This is a genomic window from Burkholderia sp. Cy-637 (genome assembly GCF_011753175.1).
Lineage (GTDB): Bacteria > Pseudomonadota > Gammaproteobacteria > Burkholderiales > Burkholderiaceae > Burkholderia > Burkholderia gladioli.
In genome coordinates this window covers 1-1,880 of record NZ_VWWC01000353.1, presented here as the reverse complement: position 1 = coordinate 1,880, position 1,880 = coordinate 1, and the positions used below count along the sequence as shown (strand labels likewise).

The 1,880-nt window shown below is 76.0% G+C and carries 2 protein-coding genes; both read left to right on the top strand.

The features are described 5' to 3' along the window. Positions 1 to 401 (top strand): hypothetical protein (locus F3J10_RS35405; protein WP_167244028.1); only part of this gene is annotated, 401 nt, incomplete at its 5' end. Continuing rightward, positions 398 to 1,880 (top strand): FHA domain-containing protein (locus tag F3J10_RS36135; RefSeq protein ID WP_205200598.1); only part of this gene is annotated, 1,483 nt, incomplete at its 3' end. The genes F3J10_RS35405 and F3J10_RS36135, both read left to right, overlap by 4 nt.

The following is a 1,880-nucleotide window of genomic DNA, read 5'->3' as shown; positions in this document are numbered from 1 at the left end:
TGCTGCCGCATCGCTACGCGGTGGCCTGGGTGTGCCAGTGCGGGCGCGGCGAGACGCTCGCGGCGCCCGACCAGGCCGGCCTCGCGCTGGCCGAGGCCTGGGTGCGCGACCCGGCCGAGGCGCATCGCGCCGACGCCGCGGCCTTCGCCGCCGAGCATCGCTACCGCGGCATCGGCGCCTGGGCCGCGGCCGCCGCCGGCTGGACCGGCGGCAACCTGAACCCGCGTGCCGAGCAGCCCACGCCGCCGCCCGCGCATCTGTGCGCGATCGCGGCGATGGCCGCCCTCAACTACCTCGCCGCGCTGGTGCCGGCGCGATTCGACGCGCGACGCCTGACGTACGTGCGCGACGCGCTGGGCCTGCTCGGCACGCCCAACGGATCCGACGGAGGACCTCGATGAGCACCGAACCGAGCCTGACCCTGGCGGTGCAGGGTGAACGCGCCGAGCGCCTCGCGCAGCGCGAGCAACGCTTCGACCGCCGCGACGGCAGCATCGGCCGCGCCGACGATTGCGACTGGGTGCTCGGCGCCGAGGGCGTGTCGCGGCTGCATGCGCTGATCCGCTACCTGAACGGGCTCTACTTCGTCGAGGATCGCAGCACCAACGGCATGCTGCTGAACGGCGCGCCGCTGCGCAAGGGCGACCCGGCCGCGCTGCGCGACGGCGACCGGCTGCAGATCGACACCTTCGAGATCGCGGTGCGGCTCGGCGGCGAGACCGGCGGTAACTGGCAGGCGCAGACCGATCGCGCGCCGACGGCGCCGGCTTCGACATCGACGCCGCGGGTTCCGCCGGCGCCGGCCGTGCCGGCTGCCGGCGCGGCCGCGCTGTCGTCATTGCCGTCATCGTCGTCGGCCGAGAATCGCGAGCCGCTCGATCTCGGCGCGCTGCTTTCGCCGCGCCAGCTCGATGCGCAGGGCGATGCGGGCCGTCCCGACGGCCTGATCCCCGGCGCGCGCGATGCGGCCGTGCCGGGTTCGAGCCTCGATCCGCTCGCGCTGTTCGATGCCCCCTCGTCCTATTACGACGAGGCGCCGGGCGCGGTGCCGGCCGACCAGGGCTGGAACCACACGCCGTCGCCCTCGGATCGATTCCGCCCGCCCCAGGTGGCGGGCGCGCGCCCGGCCGGCGCCTTGCTGCCCGACGATTGGGACGCCACCGGCAGCCGCTTCACGCCGCCGGCCGCGCCGGCCGCGCGCCAGTGGGACGATTCGCTGCTCGCGCCCGCGTCGAATGCCGCGCCGGCGATTCCGCCCGCTGCCTCGGGCGAGGACGATTCCTTGCTGGCGCCCGCGCCGCTGCGTGCCGCCGAGGCCGCGCCTGCGATGCAGTCGAGCGCCTCGCACCAGGGCGACGCGCTGCCGGGTTCGAGCCCGGCGCGAGCGGCCGGTGCCGCGCCGGTGATTCCGCCGTCGGCCTCGCGCGAGGACGATTCGCTGCTGGGTTCGATTCCGGCGCGTGTGGCTGGTGCCGCGCCGGTGATTCCGCCGTCGGCCTTGCACCAGGACGATTCGCTGCTGGGTTCGATTTCGCCCCGTGCGGCTGGTGCTGCTGCGGTGCCGCCGTCGTCGGTCCGGCATCAGGACGATTCGTCGTCGGACGCGATTCCGGCGCGCGCGACGGGTGCCGCGCCGGTGCCGTCGCCGTCGCATCCGGACGACTCGCTGCCGCGCTCGGCGACGGTCGCGCCGGCCGCTCCGCAGCATGACGATGCGCTGCTGGACCCGATCCCGGCGCGCGCGGCCGATGCCGCGCCGGTGCTTCCGTCGTCTGCGCCGCAGCACGGCGATTCGCTGCTGGCCCCGATCCCGGCACATGCCGCCGAGGCGCCGCCGCTCGCGCCGGGCAACCCGGCCGCGCGCGATCAGGCCACCCCGA